Origin of the sequence: Acinetobacter lwoffii (genome assembly GCF_022809915.1) — a bacterium.
Taxonomy (GTDB): Bacteria; Pseudomonadota; Gammaproteobacteria; order Pseudomonadales; family Moraxellaceae; genus Acinetobacter; species Acinetobacter lwoffii_M.
The window spans coordinates 1-6,322 of the sequence record NZ_JALGQY010000055.1 but is presented as its reverse complement, the minus strand read 5'-3'; the positions used below and the strand labels follow the sequence as shown (position 1 = coordinate 6,322).

General features: G+C 33.0%; 9 protein-coding genes. 4 read left to right on the top strand and 5 right to left on the bottom strand.

From position 1 onward, the window contains the following. Positions 1-198: 198 nt before the first annotated feature. From MTX11_RS15985 to MTX11_RS15965, 5 genes are all read right to left on the bottom strand, one after another. Entirely contained in the window at positions 199-669 is a 471-nt protein-coding gene (locus tag MTX11_RS15985; RefSeq protein WP_157883138.1) for a helix-turn-helix domain-containing protein, read from the bottom strand. Continuing rightward, positions 641-1,201, bottom strand: coding sequence for a hypothetical protein (locus MTX11_RS15980; protein ID WP_082183581.1), 561 nt, complete (start codon positions 1,199-1,201; stop codon positions 641-643). The genes MTX11_RS15985 and MTX11_RS15980 overlap by 29 nt, the downstream gene beginning before the upstream one ends. Before the next feature lie 274 nt (positions 1,202-1,475). Beyond that, positions 1,476-2,093: a plasmid replication DNA-binding protein gene (locus tag MTX11_RS15975; RefSeq protein WP_061875355.1), complete on the bottom strand. Its 618-nt coding sequence runs from the start codon at positions 2,091-2,093 to the stop codon at positions 1,476-1,478. A gap of 76 nt (positions 2,094-2,169) precedes the next feature. Continuing rightward, entirely contained in the window at positions 2,170-3,069 is a 900-nt protein-coding gene (gene repM / locus MTX11_RS15970; RefSeq protein ID WP_061875356.1) for a replication initiation protein RepM, read from the bottom strand. A 1,127-nt stretch (positions 3,070-4,196) separates the two neighbouring features. Further along, positions 4,197-4,424: a hypothetical protein gene (locus MTX11_RS15965; RefSeq protein WP_061875357.1), complete on the bottom strand. Its 228-nt coding sequence runs from the start codon at positions 4,422-4,424 to the stop codon at positions 4,197-4,199. A gap of 71 nt (positions 4,425-4,495) precedes the next feature. Between MTX11_RS15965 and MTX11_RS16720 the strand changes: the two genes are divergently transcribed. The 4 genes from MTX11_RS16720 to MTX11_RS15950 all read left to right on the top strand — a co-directional run bounded on the left by MTX11_RS16720 (position 4,496) and on the right by MTX11_RS15950 (position 6,180). Continuing rightward, positions 4,496-4,642 (top strand): hypothetical protein, encoded by a 147-nt coding sequence (locus MTX11_RS16720; protein WP_470174354.1) that lies wholly within the window; start codon positions 4,496-4,498, stop codon positions 4,640-4,642. Positions 4,643-4,720: 78 nt separating this feature from the next. Beyond that, entirely contained in the window at positions 4,721-4,996 is a 276-nt protein-coding gene (locus MTX11_RS16715) for a GNAT family N-acetyltransferase (protein ID WP_470174356.1), read from the top strand. A 176-nt stretch (positions 4,997-5,172) separates the two neighbouring features. Next, positions 5,173-5,787, top strand: a complete 615-nt coding sequence (locus MTX11_RS15955; protein ID WP_061875358.1) for a hypothetical protein — start codon at positions 5,173-5,175, stop codon at positions 5,785-5,787. Between the two features lie 36 nt (positions 5,788-5,823). Beyond that, positions 5,824-6,180, top strand: a complete 357-nt coding sequence (locus MTX11_RS15950; RefSeq protein ID WP_061875359.1) for a lysozyme inhibitor LprI family protein — start codon at positions 5,824-5,826, stop codon at positions 6,178-6,180. The last annotated feature ends 142 nt before the right edge of the window (positions 6,181-6,322 follow it).

Sequence of the window (6,322 nt, the reverse complement as noted above, 5' to 3'; positions counted from 1 at the left end):
ATCAAATGTAGTTGCCATAATGCATCATTCCTGTTTTTAACAGTTTAAGGAAATGACACAGTTTTTTGAACACTACCAGCTATAACTACATTCATATTGAATGAAGTTATTTTTTAGTCTAAGAAAGAACGTGTTTTTCCATCTACCGAAAACAGGTAATTACTATCGAAAAACGGTAGTTATTCGTCGTGGAATAATTTACTTTTTCAAGGTTTGTGAGGGTAATTCACTATACCTCTGATAATAATTCCGAGAAAAATCTCCCAGATTCAGATAGCCACATGCCAGAGCAATTTCTGTAACGGTTTGTTCTGAAGTTGCCTTTAATAACTCCTCTCTCACTAAGGTCAAACGCATATCACGCATGACTTTAGCAGGACTAGACTGTCGATATTTTTTAAAACCATTTGATAAACTTCGGATACTTATACCAACAGCTTTTGAGATATCTTCAACTGTTGGGCTAGAACGTAAATTTTCCCGCATATATTGTTCAGCACGCTCTATGTATTTGGGCGTTATACACGTGTTCTTATTTAAATCGACATTTGCCCTGATAGACCATTCATTAATAATATGCAAGCCGATCATTTGTTGTAAGTGTTCGCCTGCTTTATTTTTTAATTGCGATAATGGAATTTCAGCAATACTTCTGCTGAGATAGGTCAATAATGATAGCCAACTCGAATCCTGACCACCAAAAAAAAGTTTTCAACTGCCACATATGAAGCGGTGCTTCATGCCCATAGTTTGCAACCACTAGACGGGCTAATACATCATGAGGAATCGTCAAATTTAGCTGTAAATGTTGTGGATCAAAATGTACAGCATAATCATCTGTACGGCTACAATCTACAATAAAAGACTCACCAACACGCGTTGTTTGCCAGTTTTTGGAGTCAATTGCATGTTGACCATGCCCCTCTATTGTCGTAAGAAGAATAATATGACCTTTATCTTGATTCCATTTATCAAGATAAACAGGTATGCCATATTTAAAACGAGTCACAATCATATCTGCGACCGATACGGAGTGCATACTTGAATCTGGTAATAAACCTTTACCTACAGGTTGTGCAGAATAAGGCATATATACTTGATCAGACCAAATCTTAATTTCATCCCAATCCATTGAGATATTTTTATGTGCTTGAGGAATTGGCTTTCCTCGATAATCTTGAATTAAGCTTTCCTGTAACATCACAACAACTCCATGTTATGAAAATAACATTCCTTTAAGTTTCTTTAGGCTGCTAATTTTTGTACTAAATAATATAAACTATTTAATGTTCCTACAATTAACATAATACAGCTTATACGAAACGTGTTATAATTTACCTTGAAATTCATATACTTATTTCAAATTTTATAGCCCGAGCATCACTGTTCGGGTTTTTTTTAGGATTTTTCACGTTCCACGCCTATTATTTGATCAATATTCTACAACTTTGTTCATATCAGTTAAACAATCGTGGTTAATCATAGGGTCTAAAAAAACGGCTCCAAAAGCCTCTTTTCTCAGGCTCTGGTTCAATGTGTTCAGGCACAGGAATGCGCTTGTTTTCTGTTTTTTCCGGAGTAGTCAATCCGTCATCTTTCGCCTGAGTTTGGATCTCAGTTTGTACAGGAGTTTCTTTTTTTTGAGTAGTCAATCCATCATAGTTCGACTCACTTTTTAAGCTAGTGTCTGTTGCTGTATCTGATTTTGAATCGATAGACCTAGTTGTATAGGCTCTTGGAGCTTCTAATAATCGTTGTATCGCTTCGATTTGTTCATCCTTAACGTGTAATTGATCATTCTTGGCTTTTAATTCCTCGCGTTGAAACTGCTCACGCTCATGCGCCTGTTCAAGCTGTTTTTGAAGAATGTAAACCTGTTGTTCTAGTAGGTGAACTTCTGACAACTTTCGTGTTTCGGTTGTCTGTGAACTGTTCACATTTCTAGAGGGTTCACCAAAAACTCGAATGGCTTCGGAAAGATCAATTTTACCATCACTATTCTTACTTAAATTACCTTTATTAACTTGCTTATAAATGGCTTGACGAGTCATTCCATACAGGTTTGAAAGCTCAATAACAGATAGTGATTTCATCTTGTAATTCTGGTTGTCTATTATGTGAACCAAGATACATCAACAAACAGTCAACCGCTACATATACAGTCGATCTTTATGCCTTAAAACCTAAATTTTTAAGATGAGGAATAAGTTGTTTTTGTTGTATTGGATCTCGCAGCATATCTTTAATTTTGATAGCTAAGTCGTCATAACTTTCACCTTGTTGTGCTAGGTGAGATACTTCATGTAAGCGTGAAAGCTGATTACCAAACATATTAATTTGTGAATCAGTCAATTTATAAAAATCATTCTGTTCAGGTTTATGCTCAATATTTTTTGATTTTTCTTTAAACGTGAATTGAATGTGTGTGACTTTTCGGCCTGTTTTTATTTGCTCGTAAGATACATTTAAAGGGCTATGTTCATTGATTTGATCTACAGCTGTATCAATAACCCATCTTTTTAAATCAGCAGATAATGGATATCTTTTTCCTAGCTCCAACATACTTCTTAGAGATTCGATGGAAATCTCCCGTTTTCCTATTGAACGGTATTGGCTTAATAACTCATAAATACGAATAGCATAGGCACTACTCATACCAGCAATGTCAGATAATGAATACTTAGTAAATTCACGACTTAGATTAGAAATGAAAGGTAAAATTTCTTTAGAAAACCTAATTCCTACAACGCTTTTACTTTCTAAAAATCGTATAGATTGAATCCATCTCATTTTGATTGATTCATCATTAATAGCTAAATTAATTGATCTGTCATATAAGCGGTTTACACCATCTTTTAGATCTCTATAAGCTGTTTTTTCATGAACCCCAAGTTTTTTTAAGTCATCAATAGTTACGCGATAAATTTCATCATCTGTAATGTCTTCAGCCCGACTAATTTTACTAATAGCTGCTAACACAATACGCTGTTCTGTTGAGCTGAGTTGATATGAAGCCTCAATAACTTGATTTGATTTAACTACTAGTTCTTTTTTAGATGGACTCATCATTTTTATTTCGAAAACTTAACTATGAGTACTATAATTCTCTCATAGTTAGTAGTCAATCCCTCATAGTTAAGTAGTCAATCCCTCATAGTTAGTAGTCAATCCCTCATAGTTAGTAGTCAATCCCTCATATTTAAGAGCTGAAAGCCTTGTCTTTAAGGGCTTTCAGCCTACCTAAAATATTTAAAATATTTAAAAATAATTAAAAAGACAATTTGAAAAATTGCCCTATGTTTTCGCTACGCTCAAACTCTATTGAATCTCGCTTACGCTCGATTCGAGGGGCAATTTTTTAGCTATTTCGTTATGACTTTAAGAAAAATCAAAAGCAACTCGGAATTCGCTTCGCTCATAAATTTTTTATGCTCGCTACGCTCGTCTAGAAGTTAATTAATTCAGTTCGCACCCATTCGGGATGCTCTGAGATAAAAGTGATTAATGGATAGGGAGCTTGTAATCAGAGAAAAAGCTAGGTGAAATTTTGATTAAGCTTTATCACTCGTAGACACTCGTTCGGTTTTTTTCAATATCAGTCTGATATGGAAAACTGCTTTATAAAAATTGTTATTCGTTTTACAGAATTTTTTCAGCCTAGTTGCATTTCTCACTCTAAATAAGCCTATTTTGCGTTTATTGGGCTTTTTAGCCCTGTTTACATAGATTTCCCTGTTTTTCGAAAAAATCGCTTAAATGCGATTCTAGGCTGTTTTATAGCGATTTAGAAAATTCCTCGATTCTAATTTAGATCGATAGCCCTGTTTTGATGTTTTTGGATTTTTCATTTCTGGTCAGCAGATCGGAATGCACGCTTACTCGTTTCTCTTGGAGAAACTGAAATAGCGGATTTTAATTGTCTGATTTGACTTAGTTATGACGAAGAAAAATTAAGGTGAAAAGCGATTACTTTTTCTAACATAGGATAGGCAACAGCGGTTCAATCAGCAGTATTGTCACATAACTTTGACACTTAAAAATGATTGAAATTCTGAACAGGCAGAGGTTTATCATTTTCCGACAGCAGGAGGGAATGCACGCTTCCGCGTTTCTCAAATAGAAACGGAATTTTTCTTTCTAAAATTAGAAAAAAACCGTCTTTAAGTAGACGGTTTTGATGTTTAAAAACGACGGAATTATTTGTAATAACTCTTCTTTAATATTTTGGGGAGAATTGGTTTTAACTCATCTGGATTTAGCATGAACTTCATGTAAAGCCGTCCAGCTAGAAGTTCTGGAGGCTCTCCAATATAAGCAGATAAATATGCAAATTGAGGATCTTTAGACATTCCTTTACACCATCGTTTTGTGTCATCAGGATCTAAAACTAAATACAATTTTTTTGGGTCTAATCGAATACTCATGACTACTGTTTTCTAATGGTATATTGACCATCTTGCCTTAATTTTTAGTATTTTTATTGCTAGGTAAAAAAATGAATACAGAATCATTCCAACAACCAAAAAAAGATGAACTTATTGGACTTGAAGAACAGCACGAGATCTCATGTTTAGTCCAAAAATTTGCTATGGAAAAATTAGGATATTCAAAGGTGAAAGTTTCATCTTTTGAGCTAATGTAAAAGAAGCCTCGATCAGTAGTGACTATTGCATTTAATAAGAGTCAAAATGATCTCTATTTACGATTCGGAAAGTATGATTTGGCTGATCTTAATGATCAGAAAATCATTGTTGTTGCTCGCATTGGATTTCGTAAAAAGAAACATGGTTATGGAACAGCTCTACTAAAGGAACTTTGCCATTTTGGGCAGCAATTTGGATATGGATATTTAGAAGTAGAACGCCCAAATCCAGATTGCCAAGCTTTTATGAAAAAATTAGGTTTTAAGGATAAGTTCTATCTTCCTATTGATCAGTTGAAAAGATCCATTCAAGAATATGAGCTTTCGAGACAAGCTGTACCCAGTTTCGCATAAGAGATTTTATGTTAAATGAGGTAATATTTTTACAAAAGTCAATTGTCAGACTTTAGCTAAAATTAGCTAATTTTTTGAAAATTTTTCTCTCAAAGTCTGACAGTTGCACAGTATATATATACAGTAGATAATGGCTTTAATTTATATATATTAAGTATTTAAAAAGGAATAATGCTGTGGCTAATCTACTCCAAAAAATTTCATGGAATGAAAATTTATATCAAAAACCAGATATATCTGGATATGCAATTGAGAAAGGGAATGATAATTATATTTCTCATTTTGGTATTGGTCATGAAGCATGGAATTTCAATAAAAATGAATTAATTGATGGTAAGGTTTATGGCTATTTGAAGGCTGATGTTTCTAGCTTATTTTCTGAAAAACATAATATTTTCTTTTTTTCTAGGGATAGTAATGGTGATTTATTCTTTGTTGGTTATTACAAGGATTGTAAATATCTAACAGAAGAGGAAAGAATTAAATTAAAAGAAAAAATGGTTGAATCAGGTCTTTTAGATAAAAGAATTAATCAAGTTTACAGAATTCTGAAAAATGAAGACGATTTTTCAGAATGGTCATGGGATGATGTAGAAAGTGAGTTTGGATTTGAAGTCAGTTCTTTTAAATTAGAAGTATTACCTGAAAATATCAAGATTTTTGAAAATAAAATTCCTTTCACAGAGCAAGACTGTATTGAAGTTTTGGAAAAGGGATGGCAGGAAAGATACGGAAATTATACGTTAATTACTGATTTAGATAGATTTTTATCTAAATTTCTTATGAAATAATTTAGATATTCTAAAATATTGTTGAGATGAATTCTTGTGAAATATAAAAATGTAGCTTTGGCTTTATTATTAATAACAATGGGTTTTAATACCCAAGCAAAGAATGTAGATTACTATTCAATTTGCTTGGATTTGAGTGGTAACATCAATAACGGAGTGGTAGAGCAGTGTAGTGACTATGCTATTACTAAGTATAAGTCTGAAATTACAACGATTTTTAATCAAGTAAAAAAGAGTAATATTCAAAAATATAATGTACTTAAAAATCAGCAGGCACAATGGTTAAAAAATACTGAAAAAACATGTGAAAACAGTCAAGTACACTATACATATTGTATGCTCGGTGAATATGATGAACGTTTAACTAAATTAAAAAAACAGTTAAAAAATTAAAGCTATTCGGGGTAGTGGAAAACTTTATACGAAATAAAAATGGGAGCGATAAGCTCCCATTTTTAGAGGGCGTTCAAAATTCTGTGTCAGTAAATTTGACTAGATTTTAATTATATCATCTAATCGACCTTCAAAGTAAATG

Coding starts and splice junctions, on each gene's coding strand:
- repM (WP_061875356.1), bottom strand. CDS start 3,069: ATGATGAGTCCATCTAAAAAAGAACTAGTAGTTAAATCAAATCAAGTT.
- MTX11_RS15975 (WP_061875355.1), bottom strand. CDS start 2,093: ATGAAATCACTATCTGTTATTGAGCTTTCAAACCTGTATGGAATGACT.
- MTX11_RS16720 (WP_470174354.1), top strand. CDS start 4,496: ATGAATACAGAATCATTCCAACAACCAAAAAAAGATGAACTTATTGGA.
- MTX11_RS15965 (WP_061875357.1), bottom strand. CDS start 4,424: ATGAGTATTCGATTAGACCCAAAAAAATTGTATTTAGTTTTAGATCCT.
- MTX11_RS15980 (WP_082183581.1), bottom strand. CDS start 1,201: ATGTTACAGGAAAGCTTAATTCAAGATTATCGAGGAAAGCCAATTCCT.